This window comes from Marinobacter sp. EN3, assembly GCF_000475315.1.
Classification (GTDB): Bacteria; Pseudomonadota; Gammaproteobacteria; order Pseudomonadales; family Oleiphilaceae; genus Marinobacter; species Marinobacter nauticus.
In genome coordinates, this window is sequence record NZ_AXCC01000050.1 from 1 (window position 1) to 1,191 (window position 1,191).

The 1,191-nt window shown below is 56.8% G+C and carries 1 protein-coding gene; it reads right to left on the reverse strand.

Going from position 1 to position 1,191, the window contains the following annotated elements; genetic code table 11:
• The coding region (gene tuf, locus Q675_RS32630) for an elongation factor Tu (RefSeq protein ID WP_023011692.1) at positions 1-1,191 on the reverse strand (1,191 nt) is incomplete at its 5' end.

Sequence of the window (1,191 nt, forward strand, 5' to 3'; positions counted from 1 at the left end):
TTACTCGATGATCTTGGCGACCACGCCGGCACCAACGGTACGACCACCTTCGCGAATCGCGAAGCGCAGGCCATCTTCCATGGCGATCGGAGCGATCAGGGTGACGGTCATTTTCACGTTGTCACCCGGCATTACCATTTCTACGCCTTCCGGCAGTTCGCAAGAACCGGTCACGTCAGTGGTCCGGAAGTAGAACTGCGGACGGTAGCCCTTGAAGAACGGAGTATGACGACCACCTTCTTCTTTGGACAGTACGTACACTTCACACTCGAACTTGGTGTGCGGCTTGATGGAGCCCGGTACACACAGAACCTGACCACGCTCAACGTCGTCACGCTTGGTACCACGCAGCAGAACACCAACGTTCTCGCCGGCACGACCTTCGTCCAGCAGCTTGCGGAACATCTCAACACCGGTACAGGTGGTCTTGGTGGTGTCGCGGATACCCACGATTTCCACTTCGTCACCAACCTTGATGATGCCACGCTCAACACGGCCAGTTACTACGGTACCACGACCGGAGATGGAGAATACGTCCTCGATCGGCATCAGGAACGGCTGATCGATCGCACGCTCCGGCTCAGGGATGTAGTCGTCCAGGGCTTCTACCAGCTTCTTCACAGCGGTAGTACCCATTTCGTTGTCGTCTTTGCCTTCCAGCGCCATCAGGGCAGAACCGGTGATGATCGGAGTATCGTCACCCGGGAAGTCGTACTGGCTCAGCAGGTCACGAACTTCCATCTCAACCAGCTCCAGCAGCTCCTCGTCGTCTACCATGTCAGCCTTGTTCAGGAACACGACAATGAAAGGAACGCCAACCTGACGGGACAACAGGATGTGCTCACGAGTCTGCGGCATGGGGCCGTCAGCTGCGGAGCAAACCAGGATCGCGCCGTCCATTTGTGCCGCACCAGTGATCATGTTCTTCACATAGTCAGCGTGGCCCGGGCAGTCTACGTGGGCGTAGTGACGGGTCGGAGAATCGTACTCTACGTGAGAGGTCGCGATGGTAATACCACGCGCACGCTCTTCCGGTGCGTTATCGATCTGATCAAAAGCACGGCTCTCGCCAGTGCCCCAAACTTCGTGACATACACGAGTCAGGGCGGCTGTCAGAGTGGTCTTACCATGGTCAACGTGACCGATGGTGCCCACGTTTACGTGCGGCTTGTTACGCTCAAACTTTGCTTT